This window comes from Blastococcus sp. SYSU DS0973 (assembly GCF_054051055.1).
In genome coordinates this window covers 128,920-150,390 of the sequence record NZ_JBJHAN010000007.1, presented here as the reverse complement: position 1 = coordinate 150,390, position 21,471 = coordinate 128,920, and the positions used below count along the sequence as shown (strand labels likewise).

The window sequence follows — 21,471 nt, the reverse complement described above, 5'->3', positions numbered from 1 at the left end:
GCCGGCGCTCAGTTGACGCGGCCGAGGTACCGGCCGTCGCGGGTGTCGACCTTCAGTTTCTCGCCGGTGGTGATGAACAGCGGTACCTGGATCTGCGCGCCGGTCTCCAGCGTGGCGGGCTTGGTGCCGCCGGTGGAGCGGTCGCCCTGCAGGCCCGGGTCGGTGTGCTCGACGACGAGCTCCATGGTGACCGGGAGCTCGACGTACAGCGGGGTGCCGTCGTGCACCGCGACGACGACCTCGGTGTTCTCGAGCAGGTAGTCCGCGCCCCCGCCGACGGTCTCGGCCGGCACGTAGATCTGGTCGAACGTGTCGCCGTCCATGAAGACGTAGTCGGTGCCGTCCTTGTACAGGTACGTCATCGACCGCTTGTCCACGTTGGCCGTCTCGACCTTGGTGCCGGCGTTGAAGGTCTTGTCCACGACCTTGCCCGAGAGCACGTTCTTCAGCGTCGTGCGGACGAACGCGCCGCCCTTGCCGGGCTTGACGTGCTGGAAGTCGGTGACGGTCCAGAGCTGGCCGTCCAGGTTGAGGACGATGCCGTTCTTCAGGTCGTTGGTGGTAGCCATCTAGAGAACCAGCAGTTCCTTGCTCGTGAGGGTCAACAACTCGGGCGCGTCGCCGGTGACGATCAGGGTGTCCTCGATCCGGACACCGCTGTGGCCGGGCAGGTACACACCTGGCTCCACGGTGACGGCCATACCGGCGGCAAGCCTACCCGCGCCCTGCTGGCCGATGCCCGGCGCCTCGTGGATCTCCAGCCCCACCCCGTGCCCGAGGCCGTGCGGGAAGTGCTCGCCGTGGCCGGCCGCCACGATCACGTCGCGCGCCGCGGCGTCGACCGCGACGACGTCGGCACCCACCGCCAGAGCGGCCCGCCCGGCCGCCTGCGCGGCGGCGACGAGCTCGTAGATCTCCCGCTGCCAGTCCGCGGCGTGCCCGAGCACCAGGGTGCGGGTCATGTCGGAGTGGTAGCCCGCGACCGTCGCCCCGAAGTCCAGTTTGAGGAGGTCCCCCTCGCGCAGCACCGTCGCGTCGGGCCGGTGGTGCGGGATCGCCGAGTTCGCGCCGGTGGCGACGATCGTCTCGAACGACGGCGCCTCCGCACCCAGCGCCAGCATCCGGGCGTCCAGCTCCCGGCCGACCTGCAGCTCGGTCCGGCCGGGGCGCAGGGCGCCCTCGGCGGCGAGCTCGGCGAGCGCCTGGTCGGCGACGGCGCAGGCCCGCCGCAGGAGCTCGATCTCGTCGCCGTCCTTGATCGCCCGCTGGGCCTCCACCGCCCGCCGGACCGAGGCCAGCTCCGGAACGGCGCCACCGGCGGCGGCGTCGGCCAGCACCCGTTCCAGGCCACGGAGCCCGTCGACGGTCAGGTCGTGGGACTCGTAACCCAGCCGGCCGGCCCCGCGCCGCACCGCCTCGCGCGCCAGGGCGGGCACGGTGGCCCGGTCGACCAGCAGCTCGACATCGGGCACCTGCGTGCCGGCCTGCGTGGTGTACCGGCCGTCGGTGCCGAAGACGTCACCGCCGTCCGTGCGCAGCAGCAGGGCACCGTTGGAGCCGGTGAAGCCGGTCAGGTACCGCACGTTGAGCAGGTTGGTGACCAGGACGGCGTCCAGCCCCCGCTCGGCGGCGGTGGCCCGCAACGCGTCCCGCCGCGCCCCTTCCCGGGTCATGACAGACCCCGGAGCACCAGCCACTGCAGCGCCAGGACGTAGCCGTGCACGCCCAGACCGGCGATGACGCCGTCGGCGACCCGGGAGACGTAGGAGTGCCGCCGGAACTCCTCGCGGCGGTGGATGTTGCTGATGTGCACCTCGATCACCGGCCCGGTCACCGCGGCCAGCGCGTCGTGCAGCACCACGGAGGTGTGCGTCCAGCCGCCGGGGTTGATCACCACGGGGTCGCCGGCGTCGGTCGCCTCGTGGATCCAGCGCAGCAGCTGACCCTCGTCGTCGGTCTGGCGCACCCGCACGTCCACGCCGAGCTCCCGGGCAGCGGTCGCCAGCAGCTCCTCGAGCTGGGCGTACGTCGTCGTCCCGTACACCTCGGGCTCCCGGGTGCCGAGCCGGCCGAGGTTGGCCCCGTTGAGCACCTGGATGGTCATGGGTTCTCCGATACTGCGGCCCACGCCGCGTCGAGCCACGCCTGGTCCGGGTCGGGAAGGATCCTGGGGGCGCCCATACCGTCGAGGACGACGAAGCGCAGGGACGCGCCGCGGGCCTTCTTGTCCACCCTCATGACCTGCTGCAGCCGATCCCAGTCGCCTGCGTAGCGGGTCGGCAGCCCCATGGCGGCGACCAGGTCGCGGTGACGGCTCACCTCGGCGGCGGTGAGCAGCCCGGCCTGCCCGGCCAGCTCGGCGGCGAAGACCAGCCCGACGGCGACCGCCTCACCGTGCCGCCAGCCGAAGTCCTCCACCCGCTCGATCGCGTGGGCGAGGGTGTGGCCGTAGTTGAGGAACTCCCGCACGCCCGTGTCGTGCAGGTCCTCCCCCACCGCCGCGGCCTTGACCCGCACGGCCCGCTCGATCAGCTCCTCGGTGTCCCGCCGTCCGGTCGGGTCGCCCCCGAGGAGCTCGAGGATCCGGGCGTCGGCGATGAAGCCGCACTTGACGACCTCGGCCAGCCCCGAGCGGAACTCCGCCTCGGGCAGCCCGGCCAGCAGGTCGGTGTCGGCGAGCACCGCCGCGGGCGGGTGGAAGGCGCCGACCAGGTTCTTGCCGGCCGCGGTGTTGATGCCGGTCTTGCCGCCCACGGCGGCGTCGACCATGCCGAGCAGGCTGGTGGGCACCTGCACCACGCGCACGCCGCGGGTCCAGGTGGCGGCCAGGAACCCGGCCAGGTCGGTGACCGCCCCCCCGCCCACGCCGACGACGGCGTCGGAGCGGGTCAGGCCCAGCCGGCCGAACTCCTCCCACACCTCGGCGGCGACCTGCGCGGTCTTCGCGGCCTCGCCGTCGGGGACGACGACGGCCTCGGCGGCCACGCCGGCGGTCTGCAGGGTCTCCACGGCCGCACCGGCGGCGGCGGCCAGCGGCGGCGCGTGGACGACCGCCGCCTTCGGGGTGCCGGCCAGCACCAGCCCGAGCTCGGCCTGGGCCCCCGCCCCGATCCGGACCTCGTAGGGCCTCTCCCCCGCGACGGGCACGACGCGGGGCGTCACCGGGCCTCCTCCGGCGTCAGGACGGCGAGCACCTCGGCGACGACCTCCTCCGGGGAGCGCCCCGCGGTGGCCACCGGGTGGGTGGCCACCTCGGCGTACAGCGGGGCGCGCTGTTCGAGCATGGTGCGCAGCATGGCGCGCGGGTTGACGGCCAGCAGCGGCCGGTCACGGGAGAGCCCCACCCGGCGGGCGGCCGAGGAGACGTCGACGTCGAGCCAGACCACCGTTCCGCCCGCGCGCCCGTAGGCGACGAGCGCCTCCCGCGTGCCGCTGCTCGTCACCGCACCACCGCCGAGCGCCAGGACGCCCTCGTGCTCGGCGAGGGCGCGGGCGACGGCCCGCTCCTCCAGCGCCCGGAAGTGCGGCTCGCCGTGCTGCACGAACAGGTCGGCGATGCTGCTGCCGGTCTCGGCCTCGACGTCCCGGTCGGTGTCCCGGAACGGCAGGTCGCGGGCGGCGGCGACGGCCGTGCCGACCGTGGTCTTCCCCGACGCCGGCGGGCCCACCAGGACGAGCGCGGGACGGCTCACCGGTACGGCAGCGCGTCGAGGTAGGCCCGCGCGTTGCGCCGGGTCTCGGTGACCGAGTCGCCACCGAACTTCTCCAGCACGACGTCGGCGAGCACGAGCGCGACCATCGCCTCCATCACCACGCTGCCGCGGGGAACCGCGCAGGCGTCGCTGCGCTGGTTGATGGCGACCGCCGCCTCGCCGGTGGCGACGTCGACGGTCTGAAGCGCCCGGGGGACGGTGCTGATCGGCTTCATGGCCGCGCGGACGCGCAGCACCTCGCCGTTGGTCATCCCGCCCTCGATTCCGCCGGCGCGGTCGGTCAGCCGCTGCACCCGCTGCCCGTCGTCGGCCAGCACGATCTCGTCGTGGGCGACCGAGCCGCGGCGGCGGGCGGTCTCCAGCCCGTCACCGACCTCGACGGCCTTCACCGACTGCACGCCCATGAGGGCGGCGGCCAGCCGGGCGTCGAGCCGGCGGTCCCAGTGCACGTGGGTCCCCAGGCCCGGGGGCAGCCCGTGCACGACCACCTCGATGACGCCGCCGAGGGTGTCGCCGGTCCTCCGGGCGTCGTCGATCTCGGCGACCATGCGCTCGCTGGTGGCGGGGTCGGCGCAGCGCACCGGGTCCTCGTCCAGGCGCGGGTTGTCCCCGGGCCCGGGCACGATGCCGTCGGGGGCGGCGACGGGGCCGATGCCGACGACGTGGCTGACCACGGAGACGCCGAGCGTCTGCTGCAGGAACGCCTGCGCGATCGCCCCGAGCGCCACCCGCGCCGCGGTCTCCCGCGCGCTGGCCCGCTCGAGCACCGGCCGGGCGTCGTCGAAGCCGTACTTCTGCATGCCCGCGAGATCGGCGTGCCCGGGGCGCGGCCGGGTGAGCGGCGCGTTGCGGGCCTGGCCGGCGAGCACGTCGGCGTCGACCGGGTCGGCGGACATCACGGTCTGCCACTTGGGCCACTCCGTGTTGCCCACCTGGACGGCGATCGGGCCACCCTGGGTGCGGCCGTGCCGCACCCCGCCGGTCAGCGTGACGAGGTCCTGCTCGAACGACATGCGGGCGCCCCGCCCGTGCCCCAGCCGGCGGCGCGCCAGCTGCAGGTCCAGGTCGGAGGTCTGGACCTCGACCCCGGCCGGAAGTCCCTCGAGGATGGCGGTGAGCTGCTGGCCGTGCGACTCACCGGCGGTCAGCCAGCGCAACATGCCGGGGATTCTGCCAGGCCGCTGTCGGGCGCCCCCGCGGCATCGGTCACCCGGGTGGAACGCCCCCCACGAGGAGGGCCAGGGCGGCGCCGACGAGCAGGGGCGGACCGAACGGGACGGAGGTGCGCCAGCCCGCCCGCCGGGTCGCCAGCAGGGCCACCGCGCCCAGGGCGCCGGCGAGCAGGCCGAGGAAGACCCCGGCGAGCAGCACCCCCCAGCCGAACCAGCCCAGCACCAGCCCGAGGAGGCCGAGCAGCTTGACGTCGCCGAAGCCCAGGGCGGCAGGGGCCAGCAGCCGCGCCGCCGCCGGGACCGCGAACGCCGCGGCGCCCGCCGTGACGGCCCGCCCCAGCGGCAGCCAGGTGCCCAGCACGGCGGCGTCGGCGAGCAGGGCCGCGCCGCAGACGACCAGCGCGGGCAGCAGGACCCGGTCGGGCAACCAGTGGACGGCGAGATCGACCGAGGCGAGGACGACCGCGGCGCCCGCGCCCCACGCCAGGGCGAGCGTGGCCGGCCGGACCCCGCACAGCAGCACCGCACCGGCGAGCCCGGCGGCGAGGAAGCCGGTCGCGAGCGCGGTGGAACGCGGCGCGGCGGGCGCCCGGGCGTCACGTGCGGCGAGCCGGGCGGCGGTGCGGGCCAGCCAGGGGCCGACCGCGAGCGCGACGACCACGGCCGCGCCGACCAGCAGCGGGCGAAAGATTTCCACGGCGACGGTCAGCGGGCGTCGAGCGCGGCCCGCATCGCACCGATCGGCGCCTGCTGCCCGGTCATCAGCTCCACCTGCTCGGTGGCCTGCCAGAACAGCACCTCGAGGCCGCTGATCACCGTGCCGCCGGCCGCGGTCACCCGCTCGGCCAGCGGCGTGGGCCACGGGGAGTACAGGACGTCGAGCACCGTCTGCCCGGCGCCCCATGCCAGCGCGGCCACCGCGGGCTGACCGTCGACGGGCACGGTGCTCACCACGACCGGGGCCTCGACCCGCGCGCCGGCCAGCGGGACGACGCGGCTGCCCACCCCGAGGCTGTCCAGCACCCGGACGACCTCGCCGGCCCGGGACGGCTCCCGGACGACGACGTCGATCCGCTGCGCGCCGAGCGACGAGAGCGCCACCGCGGCGGCCGCCGCCGTCCCGCCGGCGCCCAGGATCGCCGCGTGCTCCACCTGCTCGACCCCGGCCAGCTGCAGCGCCATGCCGACGCCGGTGACGTCGGTGTTCTCGGCGCGCCAGCCGGCGTCGGTACGGACCAGCGTGTTGGCCGCTCGCAGCAGCCGCGGGAGCGGCTCCGCGGCGTCCGCCGCCTCCACCGCCGCCCGCTTGCACGGCATCGTCACCGAGAAGCCACGCCACTCGTCACCCAGCCCCGCCAGCAGCACCGGCACGTCGGCAGGCCCGACGTCGAGCGCGTCGTAGCTCCAGTCGGCGAGCCCCAGTGCCGCGTAGGCGGCGCGGTGCAGCAGCGGCGAGAGCGAGTGGGCCACCGGCCGCCCGAGGACCGCCGCCCGCTGCTGCCGCTCAGCCACCGCAGCCGAGACCGGCCGCGGCGCACCGCTGCCGGGCCTGCTGGAACTCGGCGTAGTCGCTGGTGAAGAAGTGGGCGCCGTCCTGGGACTCCAGCACGTAGTACAGGAGGTCCCCGGTCGACGGGGCCAGCGCAGCCTCGAGGCTCGCCTCCCCCGGGGAGCTGATCGGCGTCGGCGGCAGACCCTGGCGGGTGCGGGTGTTGTACGGCCCGTCGGTCTGCAGGTCCGTGACGGTGAGCTCGTTGCCGCTCTTGTCCAGCCCGTAGGCCAGCGTGGCATCGATGCCCAGGGCGATGCCCTGCTCGAGACGGTTGTAGATCACCTGGGCCACGTCGGGACGCTCCTCGTCCAGCCGCGTCTCCGACTGGACCATCGACGCGACCGTGACCACCTCGTACGGGGTGCGCCCCAGCGCCGCGGCGCGCTCCTCCAGCCGCAGCCGGCCGGCCACGCCGGTGAACGTGTCGATCATCTGCTGCAGCATCTGCTGCGACGTGGTGCCGGGCTCGAAGTCGTAGGTCGCCGGGTAGAGGAAGCCCTCCAGCTGGTCACCGGCGTACCCGGGCAGGGTCAGCGCCGCCGGATCGGCCGCCGCCTGCAGCTCCTCGATCGGCGTGCCGGTCTCCTCCGCCAGCCGGGCGAGGACCTGGTCCACGGTGAAGCCCTCGGGGACGGTCACGCGCGAGACCTGGCGCGAAGCGGGGTCGAGCAGCATCTCCAGCGCCGCCTGGCCGCTCATCTGCAGCCGGAGCGAGTAGACGCCCGGCTGGATGCCGGTGGCGTCCGGGTTCGCCGCCGCGGCATCGATGAACGGGCCGGTGGAGGCGATGACGTCGGCCTCCTGGAGCGTGCGCGCGATGTCGCTGAGCGTGTCGCCCTCCTGCACGCGCACGTCCACGCTGCCGCTGCCCGTCCCCGTGTAGTCCGGGGAGGACGGGCCGACCAGGGACAGCAGCTGCTGGCCGCCCAGCACGATGCCCGCCACGATGCCGCCGAGCACCAGCAGCGCCGCGGCGATGGCGAACGGGCGGCGGCGCCGCCGACGGCGGTCGTCGCGCGGGTCGTAGGGCTCGACCGGGACCTCGTCGTCGGCCCCCAGCAGGTCGTCGTCCGCGGGGTGGTTCTCCTCGTGCGGCGCGTACCCCGGCTCGTCGGTGTGGACGGGCCCGGCAGCGGCGCCGCGCCGTCGGAGCAGACCGCGCCGGCGCGGTCGCTCCTCGTCGACGTTCGCACCGATGACCTCGAGGCCGCCGGTCTGCTCCTCCCAGTCGGAGCGGTCGGCCGGCGCCTCGTCCGCGGCGTCGCCGTCGGTGAGGTCGCGGTCGGGCTCGTCGTCGGGGTGCGCACCCAGCCGGGGCACGGCGACGGTGGCGTCGTCGTCGTCCCCGGGCCCCGGGCGCGGGCGCAGCCGACCCCAGGCGCCGGTGGGCAGCGGCGGCAGCGGCGCGGAGGGGTGCTGCCGGCCGACCCCGTGCTCGTCGCTGTCGCCGTGCCGCGCGGTGAGCGGGGAGCCGGAGCCGCCGTCGGACCACCAGCCGGGCTCGACGAGCGGGCCGGTCGCATCGTTCCCGGGTTCGACCACCCGGGAACCGGGGCGGAGCACACCCGCCCCCTGGTCGGACGGGGACCGCCGCGGGTACGCCGCGGGGCCCGGCGGGAAACCGTCACCGGCGGGGGTTGCAGAACCTGGCCAGAACGGCGACGGCGCCGCACCGGGGCCGTCGCCGAAGGAGTGCCGGCCCTGCCGCGGCGGCCCGCCGGGCGCGGTCACGAGGGCGCCCGCCGGGTGTCGAGGTACTGCTGGAGGATGACCACGGCAGCCGCCTGGTCGATCACTCCCCGCTGGCGACGGCTGTCGATACCGCCTTCGCGGAGGTGGCTGGCTGCGGTCACGGTGGAGAGCCTCTCGTCGATCAGGTTCACCGGCACCTCCGGAATGCGGTCGGCCAGTTCCTGGGCGTAATCGGCAGCATCCTGGGCAGAAGTGCCCGACGCACCCGACAGGTGCACCGGCTCCCCCACGACCACCTCCGTCACCTCGTGTTCCACCACGAGGGCGGCGAGCCGGTCCAGATCGGCCTTGTCCTTGGCCCGGCGGAGGGTCTCCAGCGGGCTGGCGAGCGTCCCCGTGGGGTCGGACATCGCCACGCCCACGCGGACGGTGCCGACGTCGACCCCCAACACCCGACCGCGCGGGGACGGTGCGTCCGCCCGGCGCGGCGGTACCTTCAGGTGCTGCGGCCAGCCGCCGGACAGGTCGATCTCGGTGGTCTCGTGCTTGACCGGCGGAAAGCCCTGGCTCAGGTCGATCTCGGTCGTCGGGTGATAGGTCGGCTGCTCACCCGTCGACGGACGCGGCCGCGCCGGTGGCACCGCCGGCAGCTCGCGCCGGCGGCCGCCGACCGGGCCGGTGTCCTCGGGGCTGTGCTCGGATCCGGACACGTAGTGTCTACCTCCCACTGGCGGCCGCGACCGCCTGCTCGCCGGCCTGCAACGCCGCGGGGATTCCCGCGGGATCGGTTCCGCCGCCCTGCGCGACGTCGGACTTGCCACCGCCCCGGCCGCCGACGGGGGCGGAGGCGGCCTTCAGGACGTCGTTGGCCGACAGCCCCTGCGCGACGGCACCCGGGGTCAGCGCCGCCACCAGTGCCACCTTGCCACCGGACTCCGAGGCCAGCAGCACGACCGCCGGCCGATCGGACCCGAGCCGGCCCCGGACGTCGAGGGCCAAGGTGCGCAGATCACCGCCCCCCAGGCCCGCCGGCGAGCCGGTGACGACGGCGACCCCGCCGACGTCGCGGGCCGCCGCGGCCAGCTCGCCGGCCGCGGCGACGCTCTGCTGGGCGCGCAGGTCGGCCAGCTCCCGGTCGAGGTCGCGCAGCCGGGCGACCATGCCGCTCACCCGCTCCACCAGGCCGTCCTGCGGCGCCTTGAGGATCTCGGCCAGCTGGCGCACCAGGTCCCGCTCGCGCGCCAGGTACCGGAAGCCCTCGAGCCCCACGACGGCCTCCACGCGCCGTGCGCCCGAGCCGACCGAGGACTCCCCGGTCAGCGCGAGCGTGCCGATCTGGGCGCTGCCCCGCACGTGCGTGCCACCGCAGAGCTCCCGCGACCACGGCCCGCCGATCTCCACGACGCGGACCTGCTCGCCGTAGGTCTCGCCGAACAGCGCCAGCGCACCGAAGGCCTGCGCCTCGGGCAGCGTCATGTACTGGGCGGTGACCTTGTGGTCGGCACGGACGGCGGCGTTGGCGACGTCCTCGATGTCGGTGCGCTGCTGCTGGGTGAGCGCGCCCTGCCAGGCGAAGTCCAGCCGCAGGTAGCCGGGCCGGTTGTAGGAGCCGGACTGCAGCGCCTGCGGGCCGAGCACCTGGCGCAGCGCGGCGTGCACCACGTGGGTGCCCGAGTGTGCCTGGCAGGCCGACAGCCGCCACTCGCGGTCCACCTCGGCGGTCAGCTCGGCGCCGTCACGCAGCTCGCCCTCGAGTATCCGCACCTGGTGGGCGACCAGCCCCTTGACGGGCCGCTGCACGTCGATGACCTCGGCGCGCCCGCCGTCCCAGCTGAGGATGCCGGCGTCGGCGACCTGCCCGCCGGACTCGGCGTAGAACGGCGTCCGGTCCAGGACCACGCGGGTGATCTCGCCCGGGCCGGCCGGTCGCTCGCCGTCCTCGTCGCCCTCGCGCACGATCCCGAGCACGCGGGAGTCGGTGCGCAGCGTCTCGTAGGCCCGCCAGTCGGTCGGGCCGTGGTCGGCCAGCAGCCGGCGGTAGGCCAGCACGTCGACCGAGCCGGTGCGCTTGGCGCGGGCGTCGGCGCGGGCCCGGTCCCGCTGCTCGGTCATCAGGGCACGGAAACCGGCTTCGTCGACCGTGACGCCCTGCTCGGCGGCCATCTCGAGGGTGACGTCGATCGGGAAGCCGTAGGTGTCGTGCAGGCTGAAGGCCTGGTCACCCGAGAGCTTCGGCGTGCCGGCCTGCTTGGCCTGCCGGACCGCGGTGTCGAACAGCGCCGTCCCCGAGGCGAGAGTGCGGCGGAACGCCTCCTCCTCGGCGTAGGCGACCGCGGAGATCCGGTCGAAGTCGGCGGCCAGCTCCGGGTAGCTGGCGCTCATGGCGTCGCGGGAGACCGGCAGCAGCTCGGGCAGCGTCGCCTCGTCGACGCCGAGCAGCTTCATCGACCGGACGGCGCGGCGCAGCAGCCGGCGCAGGATGTAGCCGCGGCCCTCGTTGCCGGGGGTCACGCCGTCGCCGATGAGCATCAGCCCGCTGCGCACGTGGTCGGCGACGACCCGCAGCCGGACGTCGGCGTCGGCGTCCTTGCCGTACGTCACCCCGGCCAGCTCGGCACCGCGGCGGAGCACCGGGGCGACCTCGTCGATCTCGTACATGTTGTCGACGCCCTGCAGCAGGTAGGCCACCCGCTCCAGGCCCATGCCGGTGTCGATGTTCTTCTTCGGCAGCTCGCCGACGACCGTGAACTCCTCCTTGCTCCGGACGTCGGTGAGCTCGTACTGCATGAACACGAGGTTCCAGATCTCGAGGAACCGATCGCCGGCGGTGTCCACCAGGGGGCCGCCGTCGGGCCCGAACTGCGGCCCGCGGTCGAAGTAGATCTCCGAGCAGGGGCCGCCGGGGCCGGCCGCCCCGGTGTGCCAGTAGTTGTCCTTCTTGCCCAGCCGCTGGATGCGCTCCACCGGCAGGCCCGCGATGCGGTGCCAGGCATCCGCGGCCTCGTCGTCGTCCAGGTAGACCGTGACCCAGATGCGCTCGGGGTCGAAGCCCAGCCCGCCGTCGTCCAGCCGACCGGTGATCAGCTCCCAGGCGTGCTGGATGGCACCTTCCTTGAAGTAGTCGCCGAAGGAGAAGTTGCCGTTCATCTGGAAGAACGTGCCGTGGCGGGTGGTCTTGCCCACCTCCTCGATGTCGAGGGTGCGCACGCACTTCTGCACGCTGGTGGCCCGCGGGAACGGCGCGGGCTCCCGGCCGGTCAGGTACGGGATGAACGGCACCATGCCGGCGACGGTGAACAGCAGCGACGGGTCCGGGGAGACCAGCGACGCGCTGGGGACGACGGTGTGGCCGCGCTGGGCGAAGTGCTCCAGGAAGCGGCGGCGGATCTCGGCGGTCTGCATCAGGTCTTCTCGGTGTAGGAGGGCCGGTGTGGTGCACGAGCCGGCTGCGGGGGTCAGAGGTCGGCGGCGTGCGCCCCGCGGCGCAGGGCTGCTGCGTCACCGGCCTCGGGCAGCGGCGCGTCGAGGCCCGTTCCGGCGCGCAGCTCCAGCTCCCGCTCGCTCATCGCCTCGCGGACGTCGGCACCGAAGTCCCCGATGGCGTCGGCCAGGTCGCGCAGCCCTTCGGCGATCGAGGCCCCGATGCCGGCCGGCGTCATCTTCTCGGCCGCGGCGGAGAGCTTGCGGACGACGAGCGCGCCGATCGTGACGCCCATGGCGAGCCAGAACAGCCGGCGCATCAGGCGGCCCGCCGGGCGGCACGGCGGGCACGGCGCTCGGCCTTGTCCCGCGCGGCGGCGTCGGCCAGCGCCTGGCCCTCGCGCTTCTTCCTCGTGGCGCTGCGCACGCCGTAGCTGAACGCGGCGACCTTGATCAGCGGGCTGCCGATCGTGGCGGCGACGACGCTGGTGAGCGCGGCGACGTTGCTGGAGACGCTGGCGGCGTTGCCGGTGATGTCGTCGACCCGCTCCAGGTTGCTGTTCACGTGCGCGACCGTGGTGCTGGCTTGGCCGAGGATCGGAGCGCTCTGCTCACGCACCTGGCGGATGGTCAGGGTGGTCTCGTCGAGCGTCCGGCCCAGCTTGAGCAGCGGCACGGAAACCAGTGCCACCAGCAGCACCAGCGCCCCGGCTGCGATCAGCCCGGCGATCTCTCCTGCGGACACGCGTGCTCCTGTTCTGAGGGGGTGGGCGCCGGGAGCGGACTCCGGCCTCGTCACAGTAGTCGCGGCCCCCCGCTGCCGTCCGTCCCCCGCCGGGGCGTCATCGCGGGCGTCGGACGATCGCCCGTAGCTTCGCCAGCCGGTCGGCCAGCCGTGCCTCCGCGCCGCGGCCGGTCGGCCGGTAGTAGTCCCTGCCGACCAGGGCGTCCGGCGGGTACTGCTGCGGGACCACGCCGTCGGGGTGGGCGTGCGGGTAGACGTAGGTCCTGCCGTGGCCGAGCTTCTTCGCCCCGGCGTAGTGGGCGTCCCGCAGCCCCGGCGGTACCGGCCCGCCCAGCCCCGCCCGCACGTCGGCCATCGACTCCCCGATGCCCACGGTGACCGCGTTGGACTTCGGCGCCGTGGCCAGGTGCACCACCGCCTGGGCCAGCGGGAAGTGCCCCTCGGGCATGCCGATGAAGGCGACCGCGTCCGCGGCCGCCACCGCGGTGAGCAGCGCCGTCGGGTCGGCCATCCCGATGTCCTCGCTGGCGCTGATGACCAGCCGCCGGGCGATGAAGCGCGGGTCCTCCCCGGCCGTGACCATGCGCGCGAGGTAGTGCAGCGCGGCGTCGACGTCGCTGCCGCGGATGGACTTGATCAGCGCGCTGGCGACGTCGTAGTGCATGTCGCCCTGCCGGTCGTAGCGCACGGCCGCCTGCGCGACCGCGGTCTCCAGCGTGGCGAGGTCGATCTCCGGCGCGCCGACCGCCCGGGCCGCCCCGGCGCCGGACTCCAGAGCGGTGAGGGCCTTGCGGGCGTCGCCGCCCGCCACCCGGACCAGGTGGTCCTCGGCCTCGGCGCTGAGCGTCAGCGCACCGGCCAGCCCCCGCTCGCTGGTGAGGGCACGGTGCAGGACCGAGCGGATGTCGTCGTCGGTGAGCGGCTGCAACGCCAGGACGAGGCTCCGGGACAGCAGCGGGCTGACGACGGAGAAGAACGGGTTCTCGGTGGTGGCGGCGATCAGGCTGACGATCCGGTCCTCGACCGCGGACAGCAGGCTGTCCTGCTGCGTCTTGGAGAACCGGTGCACCTCGTCGATGAAGAGCACGGTGCGGCGGCCGGCGTAGGTCAGCTCGCGCCTGGCGCTCTGGATGACCGCGCGGACCTCCTTCACCCCGGCGTCGAGGGCGGAGAGCTGCACGAACTGGCGCTTGGTGGCCAGGGAGATGACGTGCGCGAGGGTCGTCTTGCCGGTGCCGGGTGGGCCGTAGAGCACCAGGGACATCGGCTCGTCGGACTCGACCAGCCGCCGCAGCGGGGCGCGGTCGCCGAGCAGGTGCTGCTGGCCGACGACCTCCTCCAGCGCGCGCGGCCGCATCCGCACCGCCAGCGGCGCACCCGGGTCGACGCCGGCGGGGCCCTCGTCCTCTGGTGCGTCGAACAACGATGTCACGGCGACACCGGTTCGCTCCCGCGGCGCGCTGCGCTCCTCGCTCGTTCCTCGCTGCGATCTCCACGCACCTGCCCGCTCACGGGTCAGAACGCTACCCGCGGGGCACGACGTCCCCATGGAACAGCGACGCATCGGGAGCCAGACCGTCGGCGCCGTCGGGCTCGGGGCCATGCCCCTGTCCACGAAGGACGACCGGCCCTCGCACGACGACGCCGTCGCGGTGGTCCACGCGGCCCTGGACGCCGGGGTGACGCTCATCGACACCGCCGATGCCTACTCGCGGGACGAGGTGGAGTTCGGGCACAGCGAGTCGCTCGTGGCCGAGGCGCTGACCTCCTACGGCGACGGCGCGCGGGACGTGCTGGTGGCCACCAAGGGCGGGCACACCCGGCGGGGCACCGACTGGGAGCTGGACGGAACGCCGGCCTACCTGCGGCGGGCCTGCGAGGCGTCGCTGCGCCGGCTCGGCGTCGACGCGATCGGCCTGTACCAGCTCCACCGGCCCGACCCGGCCACCCCGTGGGAGGACTCGATGGGGGCGCTCCGCGCGCTGGCCGACGAGGGCCTGGTGCGGATGGTCGGCATCTCCAACGCCGACATCGCACAGATCGACGTCGCGCGGTCCATCATCGGGGACGCGCTGGTCAGCGTGCAGAACCAGTTCTCCCCCGGCTACCGGCACTCCGCCGACGAGCTGGCCCACTGCGCCGCGCTCGAGCTGGCCTTCCTCCCGTGGAGCCCGTTCGGCGGGGTGACGGCAGCCGGGTCACTGGGGTCGACCGCACCGGCGTTCAGGGAGGTGGCCGACGAGCTGGGGGTCTCGGTGTACCGGGTGACGCTCGCCTGGCACCTGGCCCAGGCCGACGTCGTGGTGCCGATCCCAGGGGCGTCCCGGGTGGCGTCGATCCGTGACTCCGCGGCCGCCGCCGACCTGCAGCTCAGCCCCGACCACCTGGCCCGCCTCGATGCCAGCTGATCACCGACGGGCGGCTGGGCGTCCCGACGGCCGGCCCAGCCCGGCCTGCTGCCGAAGCGGAACGCCACTCGGGCCGGGAACCGGACAGCCGCTGCCGCAGACCGGTCGAGGGGCGTCCACGGCCGCCGACCCGGCACAACGATGGCGGGAGCGCCCCAGCAACGGGAGCGACCCCTCGAACCCCGAGCGGTCAGCGAGTCGCGCGCGGGGACGGTGTCGCGGGAGACGTGGTCGATGACGGCGTCCGTGCGCCATACGCGGATTCGACGCCTTCCACCGCACGTATGCGGACCACCACGTCGAGCAACTGGTCGTCGTCCTCGCAGACCCCCCGACGAGGAGGTCCACCGATCCTGGTAGCGGTTGGTGTGCACCACCGCGGCGAGCACGTCGCGCAGGCCGCGGAGGATCCGGTCCTGGTCCAGGCTCGTGGTGTGGGTCAGGAGATCGGCGAGGTGCTCGGCAGCCGAGGCCGCGGCAACGGGGTCAGCGGCGCCGGGGTCGTGACAGGCCGCGAAGTGCGCCAGCAGCGCGCAGGCGAAGTCGGGCGCGGCGAGGAAGGTGTCCTCGACGTAGCCGCGGGAGAGGCCCGGGCTCACCTGGGCGAGGTACCGGCAGGCGGCGCGCAGCATGGCGACGTCCTGCACGGCGAGGCCCGCCCCGACGATCAGGCGGGAAAGGCCGTCGAGCTCGGACTCCCCGGCCCAGGCCGCGGCCAGGGGCTGCTCCGGGCGGGACAGCGCCGTGAACCCGCCGCTTCGGGCGGGAGGAGCAGCTCCAGGTGCGTGGCCGGCGCCCCGTCGTCCCCGGAAACGGCGACGGCGTCGGCCACCCGCACGCTCAGACGGTCGAAGACGGGTACCACGTCGGCCAGCAGCGGCCGGTCCGCCGGCCAGGTGACCAGACCGCCCACCCGGCCGCCTTCGGCGGGGCCGTCGGGCCGCAGGGTGAGCCGGCCGTACCCGGCGGCCGGGGCGCTCACCGGGCCGGGGCGTGGGCGTCGAAGGCGGCCTCCAGGACGTCGAGCCCCTCGGTGAGCAGCTCCTGGCCGATCACCAGCGGCGGCAGGAAGCGCAGCACGTTGCCGAAGGTGCCGGCCGTCAGGGTGATGACGCCCTCGGCGTGGCAGGCCTTCGAGATGGCGGAGGTCAGCGCGGCGTCGGGCTCGTTGGTGCCCGGCTTGACGACCTCCACGGCCAGCATGGCGCCGCGACCGCGGACGTCGCCGATAACCCCGGTACGCTCCCGCAGCGCGTGCAACCTCGGGAGCATGATCGCCTCGATGGCGCGCGCGGCGCCGTTCAGGTCCCGGGCCTCCATGAGTCGGATGTTGGCCAGCGCCGCGGCGCAGGCCACCGCGTTACCGCCGTAGGTGCCACCCAGCCCGCCGGTGTGCACTGCGTCCATCAGCTCGGCGCGGCCGGTGAGCCCGGCCAGCGGCATGCCAGCGGCGATCCCCTTGGCGGTGGTGATCAGGTCGGGGACGACCTGCTCGTGCTCGGCGGCGAACCACGCACCGGTGCGGCAGAAGCCGGTTTGCACCTCATCGGCGATGAAGACCGCGCCCGACCTTCGGCACCAGGCGGCCAGGGCCGGCAGGAAGCCCGGCGCCGGCACCACGAAGCCACCCTCGCCCTGGATCGGCTCGATCAGGACGGCGGCGACGTTCTCCGCGCCGACCTGCGTATCGATCAGCGAGAACGCGCGGGCAGCAGCCTGCTCGCCCGACAGCCCCGGCTCGTCGCGGTAGGGGTAGGACATGGGCACGCGGTAAACCTCACCGGCGAACGGCCCGAAGCCGTGCTTGTACGGCATGTTTTTCGCCGTCAGCGCCATCGTCAGGTTCGTGCGGCCGTGGTAGGCGTGGTCGAAGACGACGACGGCCGACCGGCCGGTGGCCACCCGGGCCACCTTGATCGCGTTCTCCACGGCCTCGGCTCCGGAGTTGAAGAGCGCCGAGCGCTTCTCGTGGTCGCCGGGGGTGAGCCGGTCGAGCTCCTCGGCGACGGCGACGTACCCCTCGTAGGGCCCCACCATGAAGCATGTGTGCAGGAACGAGGCAGCCTGCGCCTGGACGGCGGCCACCACCTCGGGCGCGGCGTGGCCGACGTTGGTGACGGCGATGCCCGACCCCAGGTCGATGAAGCTGTTGCCGTCGACGTCGACGACGACTCCACCGGCGGCCCGGTCGACATAGACCGGCAGGACGCTGCCCACGGCAGAGGTGACCGCGGCAGCCCGGCGAGCGGCGAGCTCGCGCGAGCGCGGACCGGGCACCTCGGTGACCAGTCGGCGCTCCTGGGCGACGGTGGCGGGGCCGGTGAGCAGGTCGGTCATCGCTGTCTCCTCGTGGGGCCGGCCTCCCCCGACGGGGGAGGTCCTCTCGCTCAGGATGGGGCGCGCAGGTCCCTCCCGGTACTGTCCGGATCGGCACACTGAGGGCGTCCCGGTGTCCAGTCCGTCGAAAGGCCAGCCCGTGCCGGTCACCGTCTCCTCCCTGCTGGGCACGGCGTCCCTCGAACTGTCGCTGCACACCCGTCGTGCCCCGACCGACCGCGCCGTCTCCTGGGTGCACGTCAGCGAGCTCCCCGACCCGACGCCGTTCCTCCAGGGCGGCGAGCTCCTGCTGACCACCGGACTGGCCCTCACGACCGAGGCGAGCGGTGAGTACGTCCGCCGCCTCGCCGCGGCCGGCGTGGTCGGCCTCGGGCTCGGCACCGGCCTCAGCCACGCCGAGGTGCCCGCCGGGCTGGTGGCCGCGGCCGACGAGTACGGGCTCGCGGTCCTCGAGGTGCCCCGTCGGACGCCGTTCATCGCCCTGTCGAGGGCGGTCTCGAGCGCGCTGGCCGCCGACGAGTACGCGGCTGTCGCCCGGGCATCGACGGTGCAGCGAGAGCTGACCCGCGCCGCCGTCGCCCCCGGCGCCCCCGGCACCGTGATCGACCGGCTCGCCCGGCACCTCGGCGGCTGGGTTCTGCTGACGGACGCCGCCGGGACTCCGCTGGAGGCCACGCCGAGATCCGCCCGGGCACGCGCGGGCGACCTGGCAGCGGCGGTCGACCGGCTGCGTGTAGCCCGGCCCCCGGCCGGTGCGGCGCTGACCCAGCCCGGCGAGACGGTGCTGCTCCAGTCGCTGGGCACGGGGTCGCGCGTCCGCGGCTTCCTGGCCGTCGGGCGGGCGGGGCCGTTCTCCGGGGCGGACCGGCAGGTGGTCAACGCGGCCGCTCTACTGCTCACACTCCGGCTGGAGCAGTCCCGCGCGCTCGACAGCGGCACCGCCGCCCTGCGGGCGGCGGTGCTGCGACTCCTCCTGGCGGGGCAGACCGCTGCGGCCAGGCCGGTGGCGGAGGCGCTGGGGGAGCGGCTGCCGGCCGAGCCCGTACAGGCCCTGGCCGTGCTGGGCAGCGCGGAGCAGCGGGGCTCTGCCGTGGACGTCACCGCCGACGCGGCCGCCCACCTGCACGAACCAGTGCTCCCGGCCGAGCTCGACGATGCCCTCGTCGTCCTGGTGTCCGCCGAGGGACCCCTGGCCGGAGAGCTCGCGGTCCTGCCCGAGCGAGTTCCCGGCGCCGTCCTCGGGATCGCACCCGCGGTGCCCTGGGCCCGGCTCCCCGACGGTGTGCGGCAGGCGCGGCAGGCGGCCGGTCACGGGCGGGTGACGGGACAGCCGGTCACCGACTTCGCCGACCTCGCCGGGCGGGGCCTGTCCGCCCTGCTCGATCCCGAGGCCACGGCCGCGTTCGCCGAGGCCACGCTCGGGTCGCTGGTCGCCGCCGACCGCGCCGGCCCCGGCGACCTGGTGGAGTCCGTGCGGGTCTGGCTGGCTGCCAACGGTCAGTGGGAACCGGCCGCCGCCCGCCTCGGGGTACACCGGCACACCCTGCGCAAGCGGATCCGGCGGGCCGAGGAACTCCTCGGCCGCGATCTCGACGCCCCCGGTGTCCGCGCCGAGCTCTGGCTGGCCCTGCACCCGCCGGGCGGCCCCTCCCGCTGAGGACGCGACGGAGCCCGGCCCACCGGCGGGGGTGGACCGGGCTCCCTCTGCCGGCCGGCCCTCAGGAGAAGGCGGGCATCACCTCGTCGTGCAGCAGCCGGAGCTGTTCCTCGACCGTCGCGACCCCCGGGATCTCGCGCCCGGTAAAGGTCTTCACGATCGAGGCGTCGGTGATCGCCGCCACGACGTGGTTGACCCCGGACGGCTCGATCTCCTTGATCTTGGCGGTGACCTCCTCGGGCGTGCCTGCGAAGGAGAGCTTGTCCGCGAGCTCCGGGCTGGTCAGCTCGATGCCCCGGGCGAGGTCGCCACTCCCGATCGCCTCGATGATCGGCTTCAGCTCGTCCGGGTCCACCCCGTTGCGCTGCAGCTGCTCGGCGGGCATCGAGGAGGCGTAGATGCCAACCATGCTGCGGGCGGCGTCCTTGGCAGCGGCGGAGTCCCGGCCCACCGCGAGGACGACCCAGGCCCCGAAGTCCAGCGTCGTCCAGTCCTTGCCGGCCCGCTCCGCCCCCATCCGCAGGTGCTCGGCCGCGTAGTCGTAGGCCTCGCGGGTGTAGCTGAGGGCGTGGTGGCAGCCATCGGAGTGCTCGGCCGCCGCCTCGAACGAGCGCGGTCCACGCATCGCGCCCATCTTCACGGGCAGCCGCTCCTGGACCGGGCGAGCAAAGGTGAACAGGCCGTCGTAGGAGAAGAACTCGCCGTCGCGGGTGATCGCTCCCTCGTCGAGGAAGGTGCGGACGACACCCACCGCCTCGATGACGCGGGAGAGCGGCTTGGTCTTCGTCCAGTCCATCTTGTACTGGGCCAGCAGCCCGAAGTTGCCGCTGGAGAGGACCACCTCGGCGCGGCCCCCGGTCAGCTCGTCCAGGGTGGCCGCGGCCTGGGCGATCAGCGTCGGCTCGCGCAGGGTGACCGGCGAGACGCTGGGCCCCATGCGGATCCTGGACGTCCGCGCAGCGGCGGCGGCGAAGAGCAGCCACAGATCCTTGTGCCAGGTCTCGTCGGCGGCGTAGACGGCGTAGAAGCCGAGCTGGTCGGCCAGCTCGATGGCCGCCAGGGACTCCTCGAGGGAGTAGTCGGGCAACATCGCGTAGCTGAACTTCATCGTGCCTCCTCCCCGGCGGCGACGCGCGCGTCGCGCCGGATCTGCTGCAGCTGGTGGGCCACCTCGCGGGCATCGCCCTCGGGGATGTCGGCAGAATGCCGGTCCGGGCGGGCGATGACCAGGTAGAGCAGCCCGGTGCCGGCGACGACAACCAGGCCGATGGCGACGATCCAACGGTCCAGGAACGTTTCCGTGCCGGGCGCGGGCTTGATCAGCAGGATGATGGCGAAGATGCCGTAGGCAAGCGCCAGCACGTTGACGACCAGGCCGGCGTTCCCGAGGTTCCACAGGCCCGCGGGACGCCAGCCCTTGAGCCGCTGCCGCAGCGCGGCCAGCACCACGGCCTGGAACGAGATGTAGATGCCGAGCACTGCGAAGGCGGTGACACGGGCGAGGATGCCCTCCTGGAAGTACACGAACAGCGCGATGAGAACGGGCACCAGGCACACGACCAGCAGGGCGTTGGTGGGAACGGCGTGCCGCGGGGAAACGTGGGCCAGCCAGCCACTGGCCGGCAGCATGCGGTCACGGGCGAAGGCGTAGAGCAGCCGGCTCCCCGCGGCCTGCAGCGAGAGCACGCAGGACAGGAACGCGATGACGATGACGATGAGGAAGGCCTTGGATCCCGTGGTGCCCAGCGAGCTCTCGAGGATCGCCGGGATCGGGTCGGCGTTCTCGCCGTTGACGATCGCCTGCAGATCCGGTGCGGCCAGCACGTAGCCGGCGTAGGACAGGAAGCCCGAGACCCCTCCGACGAGGATGGTGAGGATCATGGCGCGCGGAACCTGCCGCACCGGGTCGGCCACCTCTTCAGCCACGTCACCACAGGCCTCGAACCCGTAGAAGAGGAAGAGTCCGGACAGCGACGCGGCCAGGAAGACGCCGAGGTACCCGTCCCCGCCACCGGCACCCATCGAGTCGAAGAAGACCGAGAACGGCTGCTCGCGACGGAAGATCAGCAGGAACAGGCCCAGCGCGATGACGCCGACCAGCTCAGCGGCGAGGCCGAGCTGGGCGATGCGGGCGAGCGTCCGGGTACCGCTGTAGTTGACGGCGAAGGCCACCAGGAGCAGGGCGACCGCAGTGCCCAGGATGATGCCCGGGGTGGCCTCCAGGTTGAAGAGGGCAGCGACGAACCCACCGCCGAACTCGGCCACCGCCGTGATGGTCACGATGACTGCCCAGATGTAGATCCACGAGACGATCCAGGCGTAGCGCCGGTTCCACAGACGGCGGGTCCAGGGGTAGATGCCCCCGGCCAGCGGGTACTGCGACACGACCTCCCCGAAGACCATCGAGACCAGCAGCTGGCCGATCCCCACGATGACGATCCACCAGATGGCCGGCGGACCTCCCACGGAGAGGCTGTAGGCGAACAGCGAGTACACGCCGACCAGTGGCGACAGGTACGTGAACCCGAGGGCCATGTTCGCCCACAGGCCCATGCTGCGCTCGAACTCGCCGGAGTACCCGAGGGCGGCTAGCTGGGCGTCGTCGTCGGTCGGACCGGCGTGTGCTCCGGGTGGCGTCACGATGTCTCCTCGGCAGTGGGGATGGCCGGCGGCACGGATGTGCACCGGGCCACAGTTGCGAGAAAACCTATAGAGGCAGAGGTCAGACGACAAGACCGCCAAGGTTGCGTTCTCGTCTCGCTCCGGTTGCTCGGC

At 74.1% G+C, this 21,471-nt stretch carries 19 protein-coding genes and 1 pseudogene; 2 read left to right on the top strand and 18 right to left on the bottom strand.

The genetic code is table 11. The features are described from left to right. Positions 1-8 precede the first annotated feature (8 nt). From efp to ACI791_RS13325, 14 genes are all read right to left on the bottom strand, one after another. The gene (gene efp, locus ACI791_RS13390) at positions 9-569 is read right to left on the bottom strand and encodes an elongation factor P (RefSeq protein WP_347060458.1); all 561 of its coding nucleotides are present in this window, start codon (positions 567-569) and stop codon (positions 9-11) included. After that, complete coding sequence (locus ACI791_RS13385; RefSeq protein WP_456586481.1) at positions 570-1,673, bottom strand: M24 family metallopeptidase; 1,104 nt, start codon at positions 1,671-1,673, stop codon at positions 570-572. Continuing rightward, positions 1,670-2,104, bottom strand: a complete 435-nt coding sequence (gene aroQ, locus ACI791_RS13380; RefSeq protein ID WP_347060456.1) for a type II 3-dehydroquinate dehydratase — start codon at positions 2,102-2,104, stop codon at positions 1,670-1,672. The genes ACI791_RS13385 and aroQ overlap by 4 nt, the downstream gene beginning before the upstream one ends. Next, entirely contained in the window at positions 2,101-3,162 is a 1,062-nt protein-coding gene (gene aroB / locus ACI791_RS13375) for a 3-dehydroquinate synthase (protein WP_456586480.1), read from the bottom strand. Before aroB ends, aroQ begins: the two co-directional genes overlap by 4 nt. Continuing rightward, positions 3,159-3,692, bottom strand: a complete 534-nt coding sequence (locus tag ACI791_RS13370; protein ID WP_456586479.1) for a shikimate kinase — start codon at positions 3,690-3,692, stop codon at positions 3,159-3,161. The genes aroB and ACI791_RS13370 overlap by 4 nt, the downstream gene beginning before the upstream one ends. Beyond that, entirely contained in the window at positions 3,689-4,873 is a 1,185-nt protein-coding gene (aroC, locus tag ACI791_RS13365; protein ID WP_456586478.1) for a chorismate synthase, read from the bottom strand. Before aroC ends, ACI791_RS13370 begins: the two co-directional genes overlap by 4 nt. A 46-nt stretch (positions 4,874-4,919) precedes the next feature. Next, entirely contained in the window at positions 4,920-5,582 is a 663-nt protein-coding gene (locus tag ACI791_RS13360) for a prepilin peptidase (protein WP_456586477.1), read from the bottom strand. An 8-nt stretch (positions 5,583-5,590) separates the two neighbouring features. Then, positions 5,591-6,397 (bottom strand): shikimate dehydrogenase, encoded by an 807-nt coding sequence (locus ACI791_RS13355; protein ID WP_347060451.1) that lies wholly within the window; start codon positions 6,395-6,397, stop codon positions 5,591-5,593. Then, positions 6,390-7,979, bottom strand: a complete 1,590-nt coding sequence (gene mltG, locus ACI791_RS13350) for an endolytic transglycosylase MltG (protein ID WP_456586476.1) — start codon at positions 7,977-7,979, stop codon at positions 6,390-6,392. Before mltG ends, ACI791_RS13355 begins: the two co-directional genes overlap by 8 nt. 185 nt (positions 7,980-8,164) lie before the next feature. Next, positions 8,165-8,839, bottom strand: coding sequence for a Holliday junction resolvase RuvX (gene ruvX / locus ACI791_RS13345; protein ID WP_456586475.1), 675 nt, complete (start codon positions 8,837-8,839; stop codon positions 8,165-8,167). 7 nt (positions 8,840-8,846) lie between these two features. Beyond that, positions 8,847-11,531 (bottom strand): alanine--tRNA ligase, encoded by a 2,685-nt coding sequence (alaS, locus tag ACI791_RS13340; protein ID WP_456586474.1) that lies wholly within the window; start codon positions 11,529-11,531, stop codon positions 8,847-8,849. A 53-nt stretch (positions 11,532-11,584) separates the two neighbouring features. Then, positions 11,585-11,869: a hypothetical protein gene (locus ACI791_RS13335; RefSeq protein ID WP_347060447.1), complete on the bottom strand. Its 285-nt coding sequence runs from the start codon at positions 11,867-11,869 to the stop codon at positions 11,585-11,587. Next, entirely contained in the window at positions 11,869-12,294 is a 426-nt protein-coding gene (locus ACI791_RS13330; RefSeq protein ID WP_456586473.1) for a DUF948 domain-containing protein, read from the bottom strand. Before ACI791_RS13330 ends, ACI791_RS13335 begins: the two co-directional genes overlap by 1 nt. 97 nt (positions 12,295-12,391) lie before the next feature. After that, complete coding sequence (locus ACI791_RS13325; protein ID WP_456586472.1) at positions 12,392-13,726, bottom strand: replication-associated recombination protein A; 1,335 nt, start codon at positions 13,724-13,726, stop codon at positions 12,392-12,394. A 115-nt stretch (positions 13,727-13,841) separates the two neighbouring features. On the opposite strand from ACI791_RS13325, the gene ACI791_RS13320 reads away from it, so the two are divergent. After that, the gene (locus ACI791_RS13320; RefSeq protein ID WP_456586471.1) at positions 13,842-14,702 is read left to right on the top strand and encodes an aldo/keto reductase; all 861 of its coding nucleotides are present in this window, start codon (positions 13,842-13,844) and stop codon (positions 14,700-14,702) included. Between the two features lie 557 nt (positions 14,703-15,259). Here ACI791_RS13320 and ACI791_RS13315 read toward each other — a convergent pair. Next, positions 15,260-15,334, bottom strand: a pseudogene (locus ACI791_RS13315) (hypothetical protein); the annotation flags it as partial. A gap of 346 nt (positions 15,335-15,680) precedes the next feature. Then, positions 15,681-17,039, bottom strand: a complete 1,359-nt coding sequence (gene gabT / locus ACI791_RS13310) for a 4-aminobutyrate--2-oxoglutarate transaminase (RefSeq protein ID WP_456586470.1) — start codon at positions 17,037-17,039, stop codon at positions 15,681-15,683. 139 nt (positions 17,040-17,178) lie between these two features. Here gabT and ACI791_RS13305 point away from each other — a divergent pair, with 139 nt between their 5' ends. Then, a complete protein-coding gene (locus ACI791_RS13305) occupies positions 17,179-18,696 on the top strand; it encodes a PucR family transcriptional regulator ligand-binding domain-containing protein (protein WP_456586469.1) in 1,518 nt (505 codons plus the stop codon). Between the two features lie 61 nt (positions 18,697-18,757). On the opposite strand, the gene ACI791_RS13300 is transcribed toward ACI791_RS13305, so the two are convergent. Together ACI791_RS13300 and ACI791_RS13295 are read right to left on the bottom strand one after the other, a co-directional pair. Beyond that, complete coding sequence (locus ACI791_RS13300; RefSeq protein WP_456586468.1) at positions 18,758-19,804, bottom strand: LLM class flavin-dependent oxidoreductase; 1,047 nt, start codon at positions 19,802-19,804, stop codon at positions 18,758-18,760. Further along, the gene (locus ACI791_RS13295) at positions 19,801-21,336 is read right to left on the bottom strand and encodes an APC family permease (RefSeq protein ID WP_456586467.1); all 1,536 of its coding nucleotides are present in this window, start codon (positions 21,334-21,336) and stop codon (positions 19,801-19,803) included. The genes ACI791_RS13300 and ACI791_RS13295 overlap by 4 nt, the downstream gene beginning before the upstream one ends. Positions 21,337-21,471 lie beyond the last annotated feature (135 nt).